Genomic DNA, 21400 nt, shown 5'->3' with positions numbered 1-21400 from the left:
AAAACTACAGATGAAATTCGACTACATCACCATCATAAACGATATCATTGCGACTCACAGATTGTCCATCGTGCCATTGCGGTCCCCATATCCGTGCGAACTTGAACTCCTGAAAATCTTTGTGTAAACCGACGGCGGCATCAAGGACTGTTGAACCGATAGGAAGCACGATTGGATCATCACGCTCTACTGCTTTACCGGGTGCCTTCGGATAAACCCGCAAGATGTCTAACGCCCTATAGAGTTCCTCCAATAAAACATCTTTCCCCTCACCTGTTTCGGCAGAAATCGGATAAATCTGAAACGTCTCGCCATAGAATTCTTTAAGGATCTCCAACCTCTCGTCTGCGCCGACCACGTCCAACTGGTTGGCAACGATAAGCTGCCCATTTTCTGGGGTGCCATTGTCTGCTTCGTTGAGGAGTGCCGTTACCGTATCCAGATCATCTAACAAATTGTCACTTGCGAGACTTACCACTGGTAACGGAATATCCGCATTACGGGTGAGTGTTAGCACTGTCGGTGAAATGAAGTCTCGCATGATAGATGGCGTATCAATGAGTTGAAATTGGATATTCTCATAACGGAGCATCCCGACCGACGGCGTGGTCGTTGTATAAGGTGTCGGGGACACTTCTGGCTTAGCATTTGTGAACTGGGCAAGTATCTGAGATTTGCCAGTATTCGGTGGCCCCAGGAGGACAATCTGACCTGCGCCCTGTTTCGGAATATGTTCGCTATAACTTTTTTTACCAGACCCTTTACTCCCTTTCTCTGAAGGTGCTCTTTTGTGCGCAGCAATACGACGACGAATATCCGAAACCACCTTTTCTGAGCCTTTGTGTTTTGGGATAATGCGCAACATCTCTTCTAAGAGGCGCAACCGTTCCTCATCTGTCTTGGCGGCTTCGTGCTCGTGTTTAAGTTTGTAGTAGGTTGGGGGCAAATTTGCTGGCATTTTCTCGTCCACTAATAGCTGATGGCTAATTCCTCTATTTACAATCCGGATGAAATCTGTTAAAATGAACGAAACTCTTAAATAGGATACAAAATTTTGGCACGTATGTCAAGGCAATTAAGACACCCCATTCAAGACGAGATTAAAAAGTCCATCGTTCTTCTTTCTCTCCTATGTATTCCATTATCCGTTATGGCTGAAAATAGCAGCTTTTCGCAACGTGGTGATGAACTTCTCTCTCTCGTGCAATCCGATGCACTTGAAGCACAAGTAATCGCACTGCAGGAAAACGTTATACCTATACCTAACTTCCACGCACACCGAACACGGAACGCACACCACCGCGAAGCAACAGAGAACATAGTCCGTTATATTAAAAGTCAGTTCCGTCGTTCCCCGAGTCTACGGGTCAGTGAACAAGTTTTTGGAGGGATTAAGAATATCGTTGCCGTTTTACCGGCGCGCGCCAGTTCATCGAGCAAGCGTATCTTTATTATATGTGCACATTACGACACAGCAGCAGGGCGTGAACCGAACTGGAACCCGTTAGCGACTCAAGCACCCGGGGCAAATAATAATGGCACGGGTGTCGCTGCGATGTTGGAAATAGCCCGTTTCTTAAGTCGCTATGAATACGACCACGAGTTAAGATTTGTCGCGTTAGGCGGTGAGGAACTCGGTTTTCTCGGCAGTCGGTTCTACGTCCGAAATGCTTCTGCTGTGGCAGCAAACAACAATATTGATGATACTGTCAAAGCCCGCGAGCGCATCGTCTGCGTTTTTAACTTGGATATGTTCGGTTTCAACTGGAAAAGCGACCTTGTTGAGGTTGTTGGCAATAATGACTCGTCATGGATAAGCCGGGCACTTATCATCGCAAATACATGGTACGACATCGGTCTGAAAATTCGTCGCACACAAGACGAGTTCGTTGACATTTCGTCCCACAAATCGTTCTGGGATAGTGGGTACAACGCCGTAACTTTAACTGAAAGCTCAACACCGTGGCGTGATTCCCAAAACTATGACGCTAACACCTTCTATCACACCTCTGATGATACCGCCGATAAGGTGAACTTCCGGTTAGTACGCAAAGTGACACAACTCGTGCTTGTCACAATAGATAGCCTCCTCACAGACATGTTTCACCCAACACGACAGATACCGCAGGTAACGCTGGAACTCCCACCAACTACCAAAGCGGATGAATTAGAAATCACAGGAACGTTTCGCTCAGATTTCCCAATCGACATTATTGTCTACCCAAGTCAAGTAGAAGCGGTGCTGGATCGCGAAACACAGACTTGGACAGCAACGGTGCCGTTGAAACCGGGGAAGAATGCGCTGCGAGTGATAGCACGGTACCCACTGGGTGCAGTCTCGGTTGCGCAGTCCACTTTTTTGACACAAGTGTTTGCGTGGAAGGAGGTCCTGGTTTTTCCGAACCCAGTACGTTCAGACACTTTAACTGAATTCCGCGTTGAGGCAAATGTTGACATGACTGACATGCGGGTGTTCATCTATGATTCGGACGGTAACCTTATAAAACGTATTGAGGGTGTCGCGGATCGGCTAAATCAAAGACTCTGGCGCACATGGTGGAATCAGCAGACATCTTATGGGTTGGCAGTATCCCCCGGTGTTTATGTGTGTCATGTTTCGGTTGTTTCAAAGGGGGAGACGTATACTTACTTGGAAAAGTTGGCGATTTTGCGGTGAAATAGGGTACCACATAAGCAATCAAAAGGCAAGTGCTTAGGTTTGAACAGAAAATTCGATATAGACTTTCAGTGCGTAATATAGTAGAATAAAGTTAGAAGCGGCAGTGGAGGGGTACTATGTCGTTTTCGATCATCGTCAGCATCCAGAAGCGCGGGTAGAAACAGAAGAAGTAGATGGCGTGAAGATTCGGAGTTACGTCATCCCTGTCGTCCAAAGACCACCATCAGCAGTTTAGATCATGAAACGCGCGTAATGCCCTCAAGGAAATATCGGGAACTATAGCATGATCCCAAAAATGCTTTGATGTCCTCGCAAAAATTATGTTAGAATATACTATACAGAAGTAGACTAAAGAAAGCCTGGAAAAAGGGCTGACCGTGCCAAAAGGGGAATCTAATGAAAAAAAATATCTATGCCTATTTTGCTTTGCTGTCTTTCCTCGTTAGTGTCAGCATCATTTCTTCGTGTGCTTTCACAAAAGACCAACCGACTGATGTTGAACTGCTGAGTTCAATCGAAAACGCTTTTGTGAGTGTTGCCAAACGCAGCACACCTGCCATTGTCGGCGTAATTTCATCCCGAGAAGTAGAAAATGGCGAATTTCACAGACAAGAAGGCTCCGGATTCATCTTTCGCAAAGATGGACACATTCTTACAAATGAACATGTGATCCGGGATGCAAAAACGGTTAGCGTGCGGTTGCTTGATGAAAGCGAATTTGACGCAAAAATGGTTGGCGTGGATCGCAATACGGATATTGCTGTCTTAAAAATTGATGCTAAAGAAGACTTACCTATTCTTCCGTTGGCGAATTCGGAAGAGGTCCAAGTCGGGCAGTTCGCTATTGCTATTGGGAATCCGTTTCAACTCAATTACACCGTAACAATCGGGACTGTGAGTGGAAAAGGACGTTCATTCCTTCGCGACATAGGTATTATTCGGTATCAAGATTTTATCCAAACAGATGCTTGGATAAATACGGGAAACAGCGGTGGGCCTCTATTAAATATCCACGGTGAGGTAATTGGGATTAACTCCTTAATTCGGCGTGCCGACAACACACCAGCGACCGGGGCAGTTAGAGCGGGAGCCGGGTTTGCTATTTCCAGTAACCTCGTCGAAAAGATTGGAACGCAGTTAATCGCAAACGGACGCATCATCCGAGGCTTTCTTGGAATTGATATGAGAAAAGTACCACAAGGTATTCGCATTCGGAGTGTACTAAAAAATATGCCAGCACATCTTGCCGGGCTGCAGCAAGGCGATATCATTGTCAAATACAACGGAAAGCCAGTAAAAAATACTGACGAATTCAAGATGTGGATCGCTGATTCCACTATCGGTGAGAACTCAAAAATTACGATCCTCCGAAACGGGCATGAACGGATGTTTAATGTCACAATAACAGAAATGCCAGCATTCCAAGCAGGGAGACCTATTGAAACCGATTCCGTCGCGTGGAGGAGACTGGGACTATCAGTGCGGAAGTTAGAAAAGGGTGACTTTGAAAGGTACACCTATCTGACCGATGAAGATCGCGGTGTTATTGTTGACATGGTTGAAGAAAACAGCCCGATTCCGAGAGGCACACTTATTATTGCTGTTAATGGGCAAAAGATCAACACTGTCCAAGAGTTTGAAGCACTCCTTCAAAAGCAGCAACAAGCACTTGAACAACTTAGCCTTGATGTCAAAAGCAGTCATGGCACAGAAAAGATAACTATGCAGCTAAAACCTTAGTCGCCGATTAAGAGAGGTATATAAGACGAAGCACGAGCATTTACGCAATTCGGTTTACCTATATCTGAAACTGTCTTGTGCTAAGCCGCGCCCTGTGAGATAAAAATATATGACAACATCAACATCCCTGACGCTCAGAGAAATTTTTAGTCCAGGCGGTCTTATCTCACAACATCTTGAGGGATATGAATTCCGTCAAGAACAACTGCAGATGGCACACGAGGTATCTCGAGCATTGATGGGTTCCGAACACCTGATTGTTGAAGCCGGAACAGGTGTAGGTAAAAGTTTCGCTTATCTAATTCCCGCGATTTCTCTCGCACTTAGATCGGAACAAACGGTAATCATTTCGACAAACACCATCAGTCTACAAGAACAGCTCGTCACAAAAGACATCCCATTTCTGCAGCGGATTCTTCCTCGCGACTTCAACGTTGTACTCGCAAAGGGAAGACGCAATTACCTCTCCCGCAGACGACTCAAAAATCTACTCAGTTATGAGCGTGGCTTGTTTGATACACTTGAAGAGGTAGATGAAGTTGCAGAAATTAAAGAATGGGTGAACCTAACAGTGGATGGAAGTCGGGCAGATTTACCACGGCAGCCTAATCCTCAGGTTTGGGATAAGGTCGCGTCCGACCGCGACAATTGTCTCGGTCGCAACTGTGAGACCTACGATACTTGCTTCTACTTCAAAGTGCGTCGAGAGATGCACAACGCCGATCTGCTTATCGTAAACCATCACCTCCTTTTTAGCGATCTCACAATCCGTAAGGACAGCGATGCAGCAGCCGGGCTCTTGCCTGATTACGAATACCTCATCATTGATGAAGCACATCATCTCGAAGCAACAGCAACCAACCATGCAAGCGTTAACTTCAACAACACGCGTGTTAAATGGTTTCTTGATTCTCTCTACAATGAACGGAGCAAAGATGGCTTGGCGACACATTTCAACTCGCCACAATTAAAGGATCAAGTCGTAGAAGCACGTGAACAGACGAATAAGCTTTTCAACAGTATTGTTAGTGCCATCGGAGAAATTGATAGTGGAGGACACGGTAGCACCCTAACTGAACGTATCTATAAAAGCGATTTTGTCGAAAACGTGTTGGACGCGCCACTTGTGGACATTGAGCGAACACTCAAACGTCTCCAGAACGACGCTGCAACAGACGATGACGAACAGGAGATTACAGCGCACCACCGCAATTGCCAACGGCTTCGAGACGAATTGGATATGATCATCCGGCAAAACGATCCAGATTACGTCTATTGGGCAGAAATATCAATACGCGGTCGTACCCCCCGAATCCTTTTAAACGCCACACCCGCGAATATAAACCAAATGCTACAAGATCACCTGTTCAGAGAAAAAAATAGCGTCGTGATGACAAGTGCTACGCTCTCCACGAATCGCAACTTTGCTTACTTTAAAGCGCGGGTCGGGATAAGTGAGTGTCGCGAACTCCTTGCCCACTCACCGTTCGATTTTAAAGAGCAGGTTCAAATTCATATTCCGAAGGGAATGCCAGATCCGAACAGCAGCGATTTCATACCAGCGGTGATCCGTAAAATTCAACATTACCTCAAACTGACACACGGCAAAGCATTCGTCCTTTTTACAAGTTACAAAATGATGGATGAAGTCTATGATGCTGTCGCGCCCGATTTAGAAGATATGGGGATTAGCACCTTCAAACAGGGCGGCGAACTCTCTCGGACGGACATGCTACAGGCTTTTCGTGAGGATACGAACTCGGTTTTATTCGGAACGTCCAGTTTCTGGGAGGGGGTCGATGTGCGCGGTGAGGCTCTCAGCAATGTTATCATAACTCGGCTGCCGTTTGAGGTGCCGACGCATCCAGTGATGGAGGCACGCGTGAAACAGATCAAAGAACGCGGTGGAAATGAGTTTTTTGAGTTCAGTTTACCAGAGGCAATTTTACGCCTTAAGCAGGGCTTTGGACGGCTGATTCGCACGCAAACTGACAGAGGGATTGTTGTTATTCTTGATCCACGGATTCAGACCAGAAGTTATGGGAAGCAGTTTCTCGATTCGCTACCTGACTGCGAAATTGTGGAAGGATAAAAAAGATGCCCGCTGCATATACCACAGCGAGCATCTAAATATGTACAAATCGTTTTTTAGCCTAGTGCAGCACCCCTGGCCCGAAATTGGCAGAGTACAGGCGTCTACCCCAAGACAAACTAATAACGCTTCGGCGACGGTTGCGCAACGCGAATCCCTCTATCGTGTGTGAAAGGGAACTCGAATTCTAAGGTTTGATAACGTTGTGCCGCACCTGGCGGTGGCGCCTTTTCAATCGGTAAAATGACCTTTAATTCCACGGCATTCCACTTGGTTTGCACAAACGGTAAGAAACCTTCCGCACTTTCACCGGGCGGCACGCCTGTCCGATGTGCACCCACCTGTTTTTCAACAATCTTCATCCGTTTCTCAATCAAAATTCGCCGTGCAATTTCCATTCCATTTTTGACATAAAGCCCTGTTGCACGTGCCATGTAGAGAAGACGTTCATCCAAATCCTTGTAATTCAGACCGTGATAGAGATTCTCGCCTTGATCAATGATCAGACAATTTTTGACATTAAAGATGACATTTTCGTTCCGATTGTTAGTAATCTTCACATAAAACACATCTGTTTTGTCGCCTTGGTGGAGTGCTTCAGTCTCATAAAAAGGTGAAAATGCGTTCCCGCGATTATACTTCCGGTCTAAGTCCGGTCGCCGCCAGTAAGCGATAGAAACTGTAATCCCATCTTTTGTTTTCGTCAAAATCGGCTGCCTCGACTGGACCTCAAACAGTTGTGGGTAGTCGGACATCATGATGACATCAACGACTTTCTTATCTTCACCACTCCCCAATTCAATCTGTGTCTTGGTTTCTGTCCAGTCGTTAAGAAAATCATTCCATTTGTCAGTGGCGTGTGCGTATTCACCGAACGAAAACACGTAAGTTAACGCTTCCATATTGGCATCGCGTGCTTTCCCAATCGTGAATCCGACGGTCTCCATACCGTATTTGTCCAGCACAGGTTTCGCGAGTGCCTCAGCAGGGACAGCTGGAACAACCACCTCTTCGTTCGGGTTTTCACTCTGTTCCATCTTCGCCTTCGCTATATTATGCACAGGCTGAATCGGTGACAAATTGCTAAGAGCAGTACCGCAACCTGCAACGCTAAAGGCGAGTGCAAACAGTAAGACGAAATTGAGTGCTGTGAATGTGTTCAACCATTTCATTGATAATATTGCCTCCTTGGTTACCATTCAACGAATGGCAAGTTCTTTTCGCTTGGCATCCCGGGATACTCAACGAATCAGCACATTAGTTTTATAACTGATTTTGAGAACGCCGAAGTAAAGTCCAAATAGCGCGTCTAAAACTGAATATGTTTTTAAAATTAGCATAACTACAATTTTTAGTCAAGAAATATCTCAGAAGAATTCGCAGAACTTACTTCACAACGCTGAACTTCCCGATTTCTTGGATAAGTGACACTGCCTGTTTCGCGGAGATACGATAAATATAAACGCCAGATGCAACAGGAACACCGCTGAGATTCGCGCCGCGCCACTCGAATTTCCCTTGTGAGAGGACGTTTTGGTGTGCTTCTTTATAGACAAGTACACCTGTCGGCGTGAATATCTCAAGGTCAACGTTATCCGCAATTTGGGAGGCAGAGAGCCGATAGGCGAACGTCATCGTTTCGCCAGCAAGGCGCAGTGGGTTCGGATAGACTCGCGTTTCCTCAAAGGCAAGTGTTTCCGACTGAAGTTGTTCTACCCGCAACCGGTAAGAATCCACGCTGCTGAATCCTTCCTCCGATTCTATAACCAGATAGAATGTGCCTGTCCTGTCAGGTTGATAGATGAGTTTCAATCCGGCGATCTCGGTAGCATTCTCGCCAGTAGCATACACTTCTCCCGTCGCCGCGTGGAGAGATAACCGATACCTATTATTCGGTGGAATATCAGCCAATGTCACTAAAATAGTGATCCCACGGACCGCTTCCAGTTCGTAAACATCGCGGACATCGGTCGAATCGAAAATGAAAGACTCATAAGTTTCGCCATATTTGATAGGAAACGCTGTCACAATTGTATCATTCGGCTCATAAGTGTCACCAAAGGATACCAGTATTGGGATAGTCAGCCCTTCCGGTCCTATATTAGTAATCGAGATACCCGTAACAGTGCCATCGTTTGCGTTACTATTCGGTACAGTGCCAGGTGTAAAGGCTGTATGTCCGTCATCTAAAGAATAAGCCGCGCCATCCGTTATGGATTGCACATCTATAAATTCAGCCGCATCTTGTTGATAGATACCGAGGTGTTCAGGGTCTGTTGGATCTTCAAGCCATACCTGATGCGATGCATCATAAGTACCAACAGGGTAGGGCCGCGTTTCATCAATGTGCCAGATGAGGATACCTGATTCTGGTAGATAGGTATCAAAAGTTGCACCTGATACCTTGTTCCGATTTTCTATAAGAAAAAATTCCCGCGCTTCTCCGACCCCTGGATTTCTTGACGAATGGATATCAATTTTGAAAAGTTTATTGGTTTTGGGACCGAGTTCAAAACTGGGGACATCAATTTTCTGGTTTTCGGTTATCACAACCGGTTGGATCCAACCAAGGCGACCGTTTTGCGGTCGTCCATCAAAATCCCACTTGAGATACCCCATGATATGACTCGGTTCCAAGCCATTTCCGATCCCAAATTCTTCAGGTCCTTGGTAGGGACCGAAGGCACCCATCAATCCCCATTTATGGTCGTGTGGACCTCTAAAGACCCCATAAATATCAGGGGCACCGAAATCGTGAAAGAACTCATGAAAATAGATGCCTAAGTGTGGGTGCTCAAAATCTGGTTCTTCAGCAACGATTGCAGCGGTATTGACACGGACACCATCATGAACAGCGTTAACGGCAGGTATGAGAACAGACTGGATGTCATAATCAATGATGCCAGTAGACGCTTGGTCATTCCCTGCATGGATGAGGAAGACATGATCTACGACGCCATCATTGTCTCTATCATATTGCGAAAAATCAACCATCTCATCTACTCCCTCGCAAGCCTCTCGAACTAACTCTCGATAGCGTTCCAAGATTCGGACACCTTCGCCGTAATACGTCATCGGTTTTTTGGCACGAATCCACGTATTCCCTCTCGGAAGAACGCCTCCCATCGGCCCTGGCTGTATATCCATCTGCCCATAAGAATTTTCGTGGAAGTAGGTTTTGAGGGAAACGCCTTCTGTGGCGAAGAGATATTTATCAAACGCCGCGCCCTCTCTACGTCCGGGCATGTCAGAGAAATCTATCTTTAAGGCGAGCACATATTCTATACCGTCAGACTGTAAGACCCCTTGCTCGTTGGCGAGACAACAGTCTTCCAACCCTTCAAGAAATTCAATCTCGCTTTGAGGTGCTTTGGGTACCAATTCCCCACTCGTAGAATCTTCAGTAAAAAAGAGATAAGGGTTCGGCGGAGCGGCAATAGTTAACGGCACAAAAGAACAAAAGAAGAGTAAACTGACGATGCTGATCATCAGACGCTGCAAAGTGCTTATTTTTATGAAATGTAAGGAACAACGAAGGGGGACAACCGGATTAATCAAACTCGCCTCCACACTTCCGGCATAAGATATAAAATTGAATATCATCAGATTGGGCGTGTTGTATGATGAGGTCAACGACCTGTTGTGGCAAGTCTGCTGCACATTTCGGACATTTGTAGAGCGACCCTTCTGTTTCAGGGAACCGGGTGACATCGCCCCAAATATCCTGTATCCAATATTTGAATTCCCAAGGTATTTCAGTGTTGACTGCAGTCGCAATCTGCACAGCATGTCGAATCAGTTTCCGACATTCACGTATGGAAGCAGGCTCGTAGAGGTGTGGTGAATACCTGAGTGGTAACGGTTTGCCCTCTGTCTCAGCTTGTGTGTTAAAATCTCGGGCGCGGGTGAGCAGAATCTGGTCTAAACGTGAACCGGCTTCCCGCCCTTTAGACCAGAGGCGATAGTAACCGGTTCGTTTGATATGAAAAAAAGCAGGCTTGTTGCTCGGCTTCTTATCCATTGTATCGGTTGACGCGGTATCCCAGAGCCAACGACCCCATTTAGAATTATCATCAGGTTCAGACCAAATTTTTATGGCACCTGGACCACCATCCCTATCCCACGGCTTTGCATCCGCGTCATCCATACCAATCCAATAAGAATCTTTGCTATATTCAAAGAAGACGCGCGCCCAGAGGTACCACTTCCCAGTTTTCGGGATGTAAATTTCGTGTGTCGCACGCGCGCCGTTCACACTGTCAATGGCTTTGCCACCGGAGGCTTCTTCGTGATCAACTATACTTACGCCTTTATCAAGATGGATGGCGTTGTCCGCTTCAATAATAAGTGTATCCTTCGGTACCCGAATCACTTCCTCAGGTTCATCTGTGTCATGCAGCTCCAACGGTTCACTGAGATTGTAACTCTTCGCGATCCTTTGCGAAACTTTTTCAAACTGTTTTTCCGAAAGGTTAGCATCAAAAAAGCAGTCCCGAATCCCTTTCTTCCATAGATCAAGCAAGAGAAACATCGCTTTCAAGTTTCCATCTGGACGTTTTCGAGTCCCTACGACGATTAGCATACCGGTGTCTTTAGAGCGGCTGATCAAACACCGATGTAGCGGAAAATCTGATTTCCTACGGGTACGGCTCGATACAACGAGTGGGGCGTAGTACTGGCATTTCGCATCGCATCCAGGAATCTTTGCACGTTTGGCTCTACAGCATTCTGGACAGATTAACATACCACTGAGGGCGGGACAGACACGCTTACCGTTACTGGACCTGCAGGTACGACACCGCTGGCTTTTGCGCCGCCTTGCTGATGTTTGCCGTCTCTCATATCGCATATTTTCCCTCACATAGACTGGCACGGTTAAAAGACACATCCAAGATTCTATAACAAATTCATACCGTCAAGACAGATAGAAAATTAACTCGGACGATTGACAAGGTCCGCCAGATATTCAGCAATTTTATCTGTAATTTGTTGGGCATCTACATCCGCAAAGTTGAACAGTTCTTTGAGCATTGGAGAGATAGCACCTGTATCCAGCAAAGCGTTCGCGAGTCTTCCCATACTGCTTCGATTGATTCCACCTTGCCCGTCAGTGTTTCCCATATCCAGAATCTTAATGCTATCGATTTTCTCAACCGGCTTCATAAGCTGCTCAATAATATCATCGGCATCATTAATGAGTTCTAAGATCGCCTCTTGGACAAGGACGCGTTGTTCAGCAACATTCCGTGCTTCATATTCCGCCATTTCACCCTGTGCTTTCGCACGCGCTTCAGCGAGGACCGCATCAGCAAGACGTTCAATGGGTTGTGCTTGTGCTTCTGCACCGATGACAGCAACTTCACGCTGCCACTCCGCTGACATCACCTCTTCCGTGGCTGTCACGTTCACTTCCGCACCCATACGTTCAGCTTCCGCAACTAACTTTTCCTTCTCCGCGAGTGCCGTTACCTGCTGTTTATTGGCAACTTCGATTTTCCGGTCTTCATCAGTTAACGCAACGCGCAATTCCTGACCGATACGAGACTGCTCCACATTCAACATTTTAGCAATTTCAGCGAGTTCCACGTATCGCATCTGGTCGATTTGAGCGGTTTCAACAACGAGGTTCTTCTCAATCTCGCGCTGCATGACTTGTTGCTCTTGAGCAAAACGTTCCGTCTGAACGATCAACTCACGCTCAATATCCCGGAGCATCACACCCTCTTCTTGCGCAATGCGTGCCTTCTCTACTGCTAATTCTTTTTCGATATCTCGGATTTGTTCCTGTTGGTCTGCCGCAATACGTGCCAACTCTACTGCCAATTTTTTAGCGATCTCAGCTGTTTCAACTTGCCGCAGCTGATCAATCTGTGCAGTTTCAACGACGAGGTTCTTCTCAATCTCGCGCTGCATGACTTGTTGCTCTTGAGCGAAGCGTTCCGTCTGAACGACCAGCTCACGCTCAATATCTCGGAGCATCACACCCTCTTCTTGGGCAATACGGGCTTTCTCTACCGTCAATACCTTCTCTATCTCACGCACCTCAATCGCCTGCTCCTGCTCAATTTTCTGTAACTGGACAGTGAGGAACTGCTCAATTTCAGCAAGCTGGACGACTTTAGATTGTTCAATCTGCTGCGTTTCGACAATGAGGTTTTTCTCAATTTCACGTTCTGCGACAATCTGTTCCTGCTGGACACGGGCGACTTCAACATCCCGATTCATCTCAATTTCGCGTTCTTGGACGACCTGTTCTTGTGTGATACGTGCGCGCTCGACCTCTTGCTTCATCTCATACTCACGCTCTTGTACACTCTGTTCCATCTCAAATTGGAACTTGAGGGTCTCCGCTTCCCGTTCAGCGGCATAAATCGCGATATTCTTCTGCTGGTCGGACTCTGCCCACGCCTGTTCCTGTTCCGCTTCAAGTTTCTCTATACGGGCAGCAACTTCTATTTGAACGATAGCGACCTCTTTCCGTTGGACAATGTCTACCTTTTCCCGTTCTTGTTCAGCGGTAATTTCAGTGATTTCACGAATACCGACAGCATCAAACCGGTTTTCAGCATCAAGCGTATCAACAGGGGTCTGGTCTACGCGGATAATGGATACAGTTTCAAGCGTCAAGCCGTTTTGGATTTCTAAATCTTCGCCACACGCCTCTTGGACTTTATCCGCAAACTCTTGGCGTTTCTGGAGGAGGTCCTGGATTTCACTTTCAGCTGCTACACTTCGCAACGCGCCTTCAAGTTTAGGTTCAATGAGTTCACGTACTGTCTCCGGCGTCATGGATTTGTCACCGAGGGCTTGTGCGGCGCGTAACACATCATCTTCTTCAGGTTCAACTTTAAGATAGAAAACAACTTCAACATCGCCACGGTTGAAGTCGTAAGTAATTAAAGCCTCTGTCCCTTCTCGGATTACCTCAATCCGCATTGTATTAAGGGAGATTTCTTTGATTTCATGGATAATGGTGTTAACCCAGAGACCTTTAGTGATACTGATTTTCTCTCTCGAACCACCTGTCCGCACGAGCGCGACATCGGCTTTCGGTATCCGGTAGCGTATAACTGTAGCAGCAAAGGCAGCCAAAATAGCCAGCAATACAACAAGTATAACTGCCGACCACCGCATTACAGCGTTTTGTCCAAAATTGTCGAGGTTCTCAAAGGCGAACCAGCCAACAGCGACTGCTACAACAATTAAGAAGACGATAACAGCAATGAAACGCATTCAATTCTCCTATAGAATGATAGCACAGAAGCATTAGCGTACGTCTTTAAGCACGCCTGCAATTTTACCGGAAAATCTCCTCGTCACTGAGGGCAGTCCGGTAGCGCCCTTTAAGCGGTTGACGTGGAGAGGTCTGCCACGCGAGGTTTGCTAAATAACATAGTGCATTCTCAATGAGAGGTCTCGCTATGGTAGTGCGATGTGCATCACGGGTATCCACAGCAAAAGTAACGTAATAACCTTCGCCCCATTGCAGTTGCACACTGACCGCATCACCATTATCTTCTCTGACTGCCAATTTTCGGTAACTCCGATCGTCCGTCACCCAGTGATCATCGGTTATTAACGTATCTACATTGATTTTGTGGGGCCAAGTAAACATGCCGGTTTTCTGTCCATCATCGGTGACATTGACATTGCAATCATTGGAATTAATCACTCGAATTGGATGTCTATCGACAGGCAGCCAGTCGCCGCGCCACTGCGGCTCAGACGTGTGTACACCATCAGGGGGTGTGATGTTGTTATCCATAGCAGAAGCCCAGACGACCCCACCTTTTCGGACAAACTCTTGAATCGCCTGGTCAGCGTCCTCAACGAAATACTCGCCATCATGCCCCGTAGCAAACCATGTGAACCAAATAATATCATAATTTGAAAGGGTAACGCTTGAAAGCTTGATTGCATTGTTCGGATCACCGCGATTCTCAGGATTGTCGTTGATATGCACAGTTGTAAATTGGAATTCCAACCCTTCGATGGTGGTCAGCGATTCTAATACTGCCGGTTCGCTCGTCATATTATCGCCGACAACAATCAGGACCCGAAATACCCCTAACGGGACAATCTTTATGGAGGAAATAATATCCGAAAATGATTGCGAATGTGGAAGCGTTCTCAGGTTCCGAAGTCCCAACTGAAACTCTCGGGAGTTCAAGCTTAAATTCAACCGCCGACCTTCAAAATTCACATGCTCATAGAAAATAACATGGCAGCCGCTGAATGGAAAACTCGGGCCGCGTTGGATACGAATTGATGAAATCGTATCATTCATGCCGATATCAAACACGGAACTGATGTCCCGCATAATGACGCTCCGTTGACCGCTATAGTCTACGTCGCGAAACACTTCAATGATAACAGGGACAGCCCCATATTCTGGTGGGGTCGGGTGTGCCGATGGGCTAAAACTGATAGCCGTAATCGCATCTCCGAAATTGTAGGGGATGTCATGAATATTCGGATAAAACCCAGGCGCGAGAACCAATCGACGTCCCTTATAATTCTCATGCTCGTGAAAAATGGCTTTGTAGTTTGGCGACGCGTTGAACCCCGGCCCTTTATAAATCTTAATCGAAGAGATAATATCTTGAGCCCCAATCACACTGGTATTAGGTACCGATTCGATTAACGTCAACTTGCGTCCGTGAAAATTCACATGTTCAAAGACTTCAACGACAAGCCTCGGCATGTTGGTCATAACGCGCTCCTTGTTTTCAGGCGTAACTCGCAACAAATTGCAAGTTAAAATATAATACCATTAGCAGAAACAGCTTGTCAAGGAAAACATAAAATTTTCTGCAGATAGCCTGAATCATGCAATCACCTAACAAATTTTAACCCTATTTACGTTGATATTAATTACTTTCGTTTTTTCTTGATTCATTAGAAAGAATGTGTTAAAGTAGAGGTACAGCCTTGCAAGATATACCTTTAAAATCGCACGCGGAGGAACCCTGATGTCTTACAAAAGAGTGCTCCTCGTCATTTTAATCATAAGTATTAGTGGACTCCTCGTCTACTTCTTGGCGCAGATGGAACAGTCTGCAATGCAACAGACGGCAGCGTCGCGCCCAATACCGCTCCCTTATAATTGGATTGGGAGTATCACAAAAAAACAGATAGCAGAACCCTCCGGGATTACTTATCACCCAGTTCGGCGGAGTCTGTTTATCGCTGATGATTCAGGCAGCGTCCATGAGGTGGATCTGCATGGGATATTCATCCAAGCAAAAGGGGTAAATGAACTTGACATCGAAGGCATTACAATGGACCCGAGTACGGGTTTACTGTATGCAGCCGTTGAAGATGATGAAGCCATCATAGAACTTGACCCGGAAACGCTCGCGATTCAGAGAAAATTCAGAATCGCCAGAGACTTTGAAGGGGAACTCCTTCTGAAAAAAGGGGGTATGGGGATTGAGGCAATCGCTTTTGTGCCGGATGCCTTGCACCCGGAAGGCGGCACATTTTGGGTCGGCAATCAATCCTTCAGTCTTAAGACGACGGCTGAACCCTCTGTTGTATGCGAAGTCCTTGTGCCACTCCGCTCCGAAACAGCCGCAATATCAGAAGTCTCTATCATTAACGCTTACAAGATGAACTTCATTGATATTTCAGGACTTGCCTACGACCCTCAAGACGATGTATTGGTATTAATTAGCGATACAACCAATCTTTTGGTCGAGATGAATCGGGAAGGTACAATTTTAAGTAAATACCTCTTACCCGGTGATGAGCAAGAGGGTGTGACATTAGATGGACACGGCTATATGTACATCGCTCAAGAGAGTGGAACGATTATTAAACTCGGAGATCGGCGACTCCGTTAGAAAAGTAGTGATTCCATCTAAACCCCGCCGTTCTAACTTGCGGCTACTATTTGTCGTTTTCTGATTCCGGCTCAGTATTTTCAACGCGCAGCACTGCAATTCTGGGCATCAAGTCCAATACTAAATTAAGGGACGCGTACTGCTCTGCCGTGTAACCACGGTCTATCCGCCACAACACTTGCACGTTTCCTTCATCATATAACACACCATGGGCAAGTTTCTTGCCATCAGTGTCTTCTAACTGGAAAAGTCGGCGGCGTTTGGTGTCCATGATGTTGTCTCGTGAAGATAAGGCGAAGTATAGCACCTCGCCTTGATAGAAACAGAATGAGGAGACTATTTTAGTGCGACAAAGTCAGCATCTACACGATGGGGTATAATCCCTGCAGTGTTGCCGCGGTGGAGCAATTCACGGACCCCCGCCCTTCCCTTCTCACCATAATCAAGTGTATAGTCATTGACGTACATGCCGACGAACTTGTCAGCAAGAGCGGTCTCCATGTCGCGTGCGTAGGTCATCGCGTATTCTAACCCACGCGCTCGGTGCTCAAGTGAGTACTGAATGCTCTGTTTAAGCAGCGAGGTAATCTGATGTATCTTCTCACTACCGAGATTACGGCGAATAACATTGGCACCGAGAGGCAAGGGTAACCCTGTCTCTTCATACCACCACTCTCCCAAATCAATAACTTTGTGAAGACCTTCGCGTGCGTAAGTCAACTGTCCCTCATGAATAATGAGTCCAGCGTCCACTTCGTCTTTTTGAACAGCGTCCAATATCTGATCAAATGGACGGGTTTCTGCTTCAAAATTGGGTTGGAAAAGGCTAAGCGTAAGATAAGCCGTTGTCATTTCGCCGGGGATAGCGATACGTTTACCTTCAAGGGTATCTATCGGTGTTTTGGAGACAACAAGTGGACCATAACGGTCACCAATACTTGCCCCGCACGGCATGAGGGCATAATCCTTCGCAACATAAGCATAAGCGTGAACTGAAATCGCTGTGACCTCAAGTTCCGCAGCGAGCGCGCGCTGATTTAATGTCTCAATATCTTCAATAACATGAACAATCTCAAAAGGGTCCGTCGGAATTAATCCTTTAGCAAGCGCGTAGAACATAAACGCGTCATCGGAATCTGGACTGTGTCCAATCCGGACTTTTTCTGTCTGTGACATAGTATTCCTTTGCTATAGTCATTTAGTTTTTTTGTAGGAGCGATCTCCGAATCGCGGCCTTTGATAAAAACAGCAAAACTGAAAACTGAATAGCTGTGATTCCTTTGCAGTATCTGATTGCAGTTTTCTTCTCATAGTGATACAATAAAATTGTTTGAATCGGTCTTGTGGTAAATTTATATCGACTTTGGAGTGTTACACAAGAATGGGGTTGCCAGCGAAACCCACATACCTATATCTTACAGCAATACCGGATCGACTCTCAGCGTTAGTCGGTGCCGAGTGTGTTGCCCTGACAGGATCTGCGCCAAACGCGCACGGCATCGCAATTTCAGAACACCGTGTTGATGTCCGTCGAGGTGCATATCTAAAGAGTTGTATCGAGGTCCTTTTTGAAACAGGGAGTCTTACTGAACTCTGTGCGGACATCCAATCCGCAGGTTTACACGCCGACGAATTCCGGGTGTCTGTTGTGAAAAAACCTCGGAGTCTCAAGGTAAACTCTATGGAACTTGCCCGGGACATCGGTAGTGCCATTGGGGGTCGTGCGAATCTAAACAGTCCACAGTTTACCTTTATCGCGGTTCTCACAGCTGAAAAGATATGGTTCGGACGACTCCTTTCCGAATCTGATAGTATGTGGCTTGCGCACAACCAACGTCCTTACGTCACTTCAAGTTCGTTACCAGCACGGCTTGCGCGTGTCCTTGTCAATTTAGTAGCACGCCCAGGGGATAGTCTACTCGACCCGTGTTGTGGTACCGGTACAATTGTGATGTCCGCTGCACATAGTGGCATCCGAGCTGTTGGTTACGATCTAAATCTACGGATGATCGGCGCAACGACGAAGAACCTTCAGCATTTTGGACTCACTGCAGATGTCGCGTTAGGTGATGCGAGACAGGTGCAAGGGCAATTCGACGCAATCGCAACCGACCTACCTTACGGCATCAATCTCACCAAAGATAACTCTCAAGACGCAGAGATTTTAGCCAACTTACGGACGTGTGCACCAAAAGCCGGGTTCATTGACCTCCGAGATCTCAGTAAACCCTTAAACGACTTAGGCTATCAGATAGAAACTATTCTCCCAGTGCCGAAACTGAGTATCGTGAGGCGCATTTTTATTACTTCTGTAATAGACTGACAGCTGCCGATTCCTTGTTTACGACAACGTTTGCGACTCAATAATCCTCAACGTTTTCATAAAAATCAGTCTCTGGCAAGTATTCCTCTTCGTTGAGTTCTTCCTCTTCATGTGCCTCGTATTCACGCAAACTGAGAAGCGCACCTTTTTCGTTCGGATTCTCCATATAGAATTTACAGATCCAGCCATCACCCTCTGGGAAACGATTAAGTAATTCAATATCGTCATCAAGGGCAGTATTGACTTCATAAACCTCGCCGCTCACTGGGGCGTAGATATAGAAATTGCGTCCATCTGATGTCTCAATGCGCCCGATAATTTCTCCCTGTTCGTATTCGCCAAGAATTGGCAACTCTACAAAAACAATGCTGCCGTAGACATCCTGAATTCGTTCGGTGATCCCGACGTTACACTCTCCTGAATCGAAAACCTCAATCCACTCATGTGTCGTTGTATATTTTATCTCAACATTTTTCATCACGAAATTCCTCCGATTCAACATGATGCGGTACTATCACAATCCAATTCCGTAACCTTGGAGTTGTGCTTGGAAGGTTTCAAGCATTCTTTGACGTATCTGAATTTCGACGATAGGATCCGGTTCATATTTTATACCTATTACCTTCCCACCCAAACGTTTGCACAGGGTAACAACAGTACCAATGTCTGAATAATTGACTTTTACATACACATTTTCATAAAAAATACAAGTCTCAATTGTCGCATTTTGAAAGCAGTCTCTTGCACACTGCCCGTAAGCACGTATTAATCCGCCGATACCGAGATTGATACCACCATAATATCTGGCAACAACACAGATAACATTAGACAAACCGAAACCCCGAACAGCGGAGAGAATCGGAGGTCCGGCAGCGTGAGTAGGCTCTCCCGCATCTGTCGCGTATTCACGTAGGACGCTGCCACTACCGATACTGTAAGCATAACAGTAGTGTGAAGCACGTGAATTCCGTTCTTGCACCTGAGTAAGAAATTCTTTTACCTCAGCTTGCGTCCGGACAGCCGTTGCTTCGGCAAAAAATCGGGATTTCTTTACAACGTGATGCGATTCGGCAATTCCTGCCACGGTTCTGTATTGGTCAGACATACGTCACAATAGCAGCATCGGCTTGCTAAAAGTTCTGCTGATTGAAAAGGTGTACAGGGCATTCCCTTGAACAATATGGATACGTTCATTCTCCGCTGCGACAGGTCTGAATTGCGGTGTATAGGCTACATTGAGTATTAGGCTTCCAAATCTAACACCGAGTCCAAAGCAGAAACCTTCCGCTTTCCAAAGCCGTTCTTCTGCCTCAAAGGCACCCTCTTCTAAGAGAAACACTTGCGCATAACGCTTTTCAGTATGCCTGAGGTAACCAATTCTCGCGCCAACCCTATGGCGGTACCACACCTCACCGCCTGCATTTGCGCGGATACCATCGCGGAAGGGCGGATGAACATCCAAACCGACCCGCAAGGTTACGTCTGATATGGCGTACTGATGGGCAATGCCAGCGACAATTGTACGCGCCATCGCATCTGGAATAGAAGGTTCAGAGAAGGAGAGTCCATTGCTCAAGTTCCTTGCGACGATACCCACCAGCGTACTGTCACCAATTTGCTGGCTAATGCCGACATTATAGGCATATCCATGCCCAAGGTATTCCCTTCCCTCAACATCAGCAACTTTAGAACGGAGCCATTTCGTATCAATCCCAACACGGGTGCGCCCGAATAATTTAAGTCCGTAACTGAAACCGATAGCAAGGTTATTTTCGGGAAAATTGTTGAGCGCTTTTCCACTATAATCAACTCGGCGAAAGGGACCCGCCTGTTCAAACGCGAACCCTAATCCAACGGTGCCGAATTTGCCCGTAGGGAATGTGTAATTCAGCGTTTCAATACCATACGCCCGCTGCTCATAGCGACTATAATCCTCGTAATTAGCATTGTGGTTCGGTTTAGAGAGCAAGGCAATAGTCCGTGGAAAACGGGTTGCGTGAATAACAAACCGGTTTCCCGCTGCTGTACTGATACCAGCAGGGTTACTGCCGAGGGCATTTGCGCCATGGCTTGTACCCACAAAACTACCACCCATCCCGTATTGCTCAGCACTTAGTAGTCGTTTAAGAAACCCATCTGCCGCAGCTGTTGTACTTGCCGCTGCAGCGATACTACTCAGAAGAGAAAAATAGGCAGTGAGACAGAATAGGATGGTTGCAGCACAATTATGGACGTATTTCATTTATAACCTCATGCGAAAGAGATGCGCGTGGCGCATGACTTTTCTAAGAATATGGGGGTCGGGTGGAGAATGTAGATTAAATCATAGGGAACATAATGTCACTTGTGCTACAGCATACGCATTCGTATGGGACATCGAAACAAATACAGCACCGATATTGTGCGCGTGAGCATAGCGCTCAACTTCACCGTGTAAGACGATTTCCGGCTTTCCGACAGCATCCGCCTGAATCTCTACATCTTGCCAACGCATACCCGTCGTTAAGCCGGTGCCAAGTGCCTTAAGTGTAGCCTCTTTAGCAGCAAAACGGGCGGCAAGCCGCCAGTACCGAGAGGGGGTATCCCCACAATATGTCAGTTCTTGGTGAGTGTAGATCCGCTGCTCAAAGCGCGCCCCCCACCGACGGGACGCTTCTTGAATCCGTGTGACTTCAACAATATCAATGCCTATTCCGTATATTTTTTGTTGGTGCATCAAT

18 protein-coding genes are annotated in these 21400 nt (G+C 46.6%); 6 read left to right on the top strand and 12 right to left on the bottom strand.

The window, feature by feature from the left end:
• Positions 1 to 4: 4 nt before the first annotated feature.
• On the bottom strand, positions 5 to 958 hold the full coding sequence (locus OXH00_00855; GenBank protein ID MCY3739546.1) for a 50S ribosome-binding GTPase: 954 nt from the start codon (positions 956 to 958) through the stop codon (positions 5 to 7).
• Between the two features lie 105 nt (positions 959 to 1063).
• Between OXH00_00855 and OXH00_00850 the strand changes: the two genes are divergently transcribed.
• The 4 genes from OXH00_00850 to OXH00_00835 all read left to right on the top strand — a co-directional run bounded on the left by OXH00_00850 (position 1064) and on the right by OXH00_00835 (position 6512).
• Positions 1064 to 2677, top strand: coding sequence for a M28 family metallopeptidase (locus OXH00_00850; GenBank protein MCY3739545.1), 1614 nt, complete (start codon positions 1064 to 1066; stop codon positions 2675 to 2677).
• 106 nt (positions 2678 to 2783) lie between these two features.
• On the top strand, positions 2784 to 2915 hold the full coding sequence (locus OXH00_00845; GenBank protein ID MCY3739544.1) for a hypothetical protein: 132 nt from the start codon (positions 2784 to 2786) through the stop codon (positions 2913 to 2915).
• Between the two features lie 161 nt (positions 2916 to 3076).
• The gene (locus tag OXH00_00840) at positions 3077 to 4420 is read left to right on the top strand and encodes a trypsin-like peptidase domain-containing protein (protein MCY3739543.1); all 1344 of its coding nucleotides are present in this window, start codon (positions 3077 to 3079) and stop codon (positions 4418 to 4420) included.
• Positions 4421 to 4529: 109 nt separating this feature from the next.
• Positions 4530 to 6512 (top strand): DEAD/DEAH box helicase, encoded by a 1983-nt coding sequence (locus OXH00_00835; protein ID MCY3739542.1) that lies wholly within the window; start codon positions 4530 to 4532, stop codon positions 6510 to 6512.
• 119 nt (positions 6513 to 6631) lie between these two features.
• Here the strand turns inward: OXH00_00835 and OXH00_00830 are convergent, their stop codons facing one another.
• The 5 genes from OXH00_00830 to OXH00_00810 form a co-directional block, all read right to left on the bottom strand.
• The gene (locus OXH00_00830; GenBank protein ID MCY3739541.1) at positions 6632 to 7684 is read right to left on the bottom strand and encodes a hypothetical protein; all 1053 of its coding nucleotides are present in this window, start codon (positions 7682 to 7684) and stop codon (positions 6632 to 6634) included.
• A 214-nt stretch (positions 7685 to 7898) separates the two neighbouring features.
• On the bottom strand, positions 7899 to 10001 hold the full coding sequence (locus tag OXH00_00825) for an immune inhibitor A (GenBank protein ID MCY3739540.1): 2103 nt from the start codon (positions 9999 to 10001) through the stop codon (positions 7899 to 7901).
• Between the two features lie 61 nt (positions 10002 to 10062).
• Entirely contained in the window at positions 10063 to 11361 is a 1299-nt protein-coding gene (locus OXH00_00820; GenBank protein MCY3739539.1) for a hypothetical protein, read from the bottom strand.
• A gap of 83 nt (positions 11362 to 11444) precedes the next feature.
• A complete protein-coding gene (locus OXH00_00815; GenBank protein ID MCY3739538.1) occupies positions 11445 to 13745 on the bottom strand; it encodes an SPFH domain-containing protein in 2301 nt (766 codons plus the stop codon).
• A 64-nt stretch (positions 13746 to 13809) separates the two neighbouring features.
• Positions 13810 to 15225, bottom strand: coding sequence for a beta/gamma crystallin-related protein (locus tag OXH00_00810; GenBank protein ID MCY3739537.1), 1416 nt, complete (start codon positions 15223 to 15225; stop codon positions 13810 to 13812).
• A gap of 259 nt (positions 15226 to 15484) precedes the next feature.
• On the opposite strand from OXH00_00810, the gene OXH00_00805 reads away from it, so the two are divergent.
• Complete coding sequence (locus OXH00_00805) at positions 15485 to 16357, top strand: SdiA-regulated domain-containing protein (protein MCY3739536.1); 873 nt, start codon at positions 15485 to 15487, stop codon at positions 16355 to 16357.
• A 46-nt stretch (positions 16358 to 16403) separates the two neighbouring features.
• On the opposite strand, the gene OXH00_00800 is transcribed toward OXH00_00805, so the two are convergent.
• Together OXH00_00800 and OXH00_00795 are read right to left on the bottom strand one after the other, a co-directional pair.
• The gene (locus tag OXH00_00800) at positions 16404 to 16628 is read right to left on the bottom strand and encodes a hypothetical protein (GenBank protein ID MCY3739535.1); all 225 of its coding nucleotides are present in this window, start codon (positions 16626 to 16628) and stop codon (positions 16404 to 16406) included.
• 65 nt (positions 16629 to 16693) lie between these two features.
• Entirely contained in the window at positions 16694 to 17533 is an 840-nt protein-coding gene (locus OXH00_00795; protein MCY3739534.1) for an ABC transporter substrate-binding protein, read from the bottom strand.
• 205 nt (positions 17534 to 17738) lie between these two features.
• Between OXH00_00795 and OXH00_00790 the strand changes: the two genes are divergently transcribed.
• The gene (locus OXH00_00790) at positions 17739 to 18680 is read left to right on the top strand and encodes a DNA methyltransferase (GenBank protein ID MCY3739533.1); all 942 of its coding nucleotides are present in this window, start codon (positions 17739 to 17741) and stop codon (positions 18678 to 18680) included.
• A 37-nt stretch (positions 18681 to 18717) separates the two neighbouring features.
• Here the strand turns inward: OXH00_00790 and OXH00_00785 are convergent, their stop codons facing one another.
• From OXH00_00785 to acpS, 4 genes are all read right to left on the bottom strand, one after another.
• Positions 18718 to 19158, bottom strand: a complete 441-nt coding sequence (locus OXH00_00785; GenBank protein ID MCY3739532.1) for a glycine cleavage system protein H — start codon at positions 19156 to 19158, stop codon at positions 18718 to 18720.
• 36 nt (positions 19159 to 19194) lie between these two features.
• Complete coding sequence (locus tag OXH00_00780) at positions 19195 to 19785, bottom strand: YigZ family protein (GenBank protein ID MCY3739531.1); 591 nt, start codon at positions 19783 to 19785, stop codon at positions 19195 to 19197.
• A 3-nt stretch (positions 19786 to 19788) separates the two neighbouring features.
• Positions 19789 to 20922: a hypothetical protein gene (locus OXH00_00775; protein MCY3739530.1), complete on the bottom strand. Its 1134-nt coding sequence runs from the start codon at positions 20920 to 20922 to the stop codon at positions 19789 to 19791.
• Positions 20923 to 21003: 81 nt separating this feature from the next.
• Complete coding sequence (acpS, locus tag OXH00_00770) at positions 21004 to 21396, bottom strand: holo-ACP synthase (GenBank protein MCY3739529.1); 393 nt, start codon at positions 21394 to 21396, stop codon at positions 21004 to 21006.
• Between the last annotated feature and the right edge of the window lie 4 nt (positions 21397 to 21400).

Source organism: Candidatus Poribacteria bacterium (assembly GCA_026706025.1).
GTDB lineage: Bacteria > Poribacteria > WGA-4E > WGA-4E > WGA-3G > WGA-3G.
Note: the sequence above shows the minus strand (reverse complement) of the source record. Positions and strands in the feature narration are given on the sequence as shown.

Coding starts and splice junctions, on each gene's coding strand:
- acpS (MCY3739529.1), bottom strand. CDS start 21,396: ATGCACCAACAAAAAATATACGGAATAGGCATTGATATTGTTGAAGTC.
- OXH00_00815 (MCY3739538.1), bottom strand. CDS start 13,745: ATGCGTTTCATTGCTGTTATCGTCTTCTTAATTGTTGTAGCAGTCGCT.
- OXH00_00790 (MCY3739533.1), top strand. CDS start 17,739: ATGGGGTTGCCAGCGAAACCCACATACCTATATCTTACAGCAATACCG.
- OXH00_00830 (MCY3739541.1), bottom strand. CDS start 7,684: ATGAAATGGTTGAACACATTCACAGCACTCAATTTCGTCTTACTGTTT.
- OXH00_00805 (MCY3739536.1), top strand. CDS start 15,485: ATGTCTTACAAAAGAGTGCTCCTCGTCATTTTAATCATAAGTATTAGT.
- OXH00_00825 (MCY3739540.1), bottom strand. CDS start 10,001: ATGATCAGCATCGTCAGTTTACTCTTCTTTTGTTCTTTTGTGCCGTTA.
- OXH00_00800 (MCY3739535.1), bottom strand. CDS start 16,628: ATGGACACCAAACGCCGCCGACTTTTCCAGTTAGAAGACACTGATGGC.
- OXH00_00775 (MCY3739530.1), bottom strand. CDS start 20,922: ATGAAATACGTCCATAATTGTGCTGCAACCATCCTATTCTGTCTCACT.
- OXH00_00785 (MCY3739532.1), bottom strand. CDS start 19,158: ATGAAAAATGTTGAGATAAAATATACAACGACACATGAGTGGATTGAG.
- OXH00_00855 (MCY3739546.1), bottom strand. CDS start 958: ATGCCAGCAAATTTGCCCCCAACCTACTACAAACTTAAACACGAGCAC.
- OXH00_00835 (MCY3739542.1), top strand. CDS start 4,530: ATGACAACATCAACATCCCTGACGCTCAGAGAAATTTTTAGTCCAGGC.
- OXH00_00850 (MCY3739545.1), top strand. CDS start 1,064: ATGTCAAGGCAATTAAGACACCCCATTCAAGACGAGATTAAAAAGTCC.
- OXH00_00810 (MCY3739537.1), bottom strand. CDS start 15,225: ATGACCAACATGCCGAGGCTTGTCGTTGAAGTCTTTGAACATGTGAAT.
- OXH00_00780 (MCY3739531.1), bottom strand. CDS start 19,785: ATGTCTGACCAATACAGAACCGTGGCAGGAATTGCCGAATCGCATCAC.
- OXH00_00840 (MCY3739543.1), top strand. CDS start 3,077: ATGAAAAAAAATATCTATGCCTATTTTGCTTTGCTGTCTTTCCTCGTT.
- OXH00_00795 (MCY3739534.1), bottom strand. CDS start 17,533: ATGTCACAGACAGAAAAAGTCCGGATTGGACACAGTCCAGATTCCGAT.
- OXH00_00820 (MCY3739539.1), bottom strand. CDS start 11,361: ATGCGATATGAGAGACGGCAAACATCAGCAAGGCGGCGCAAAAGCCAG.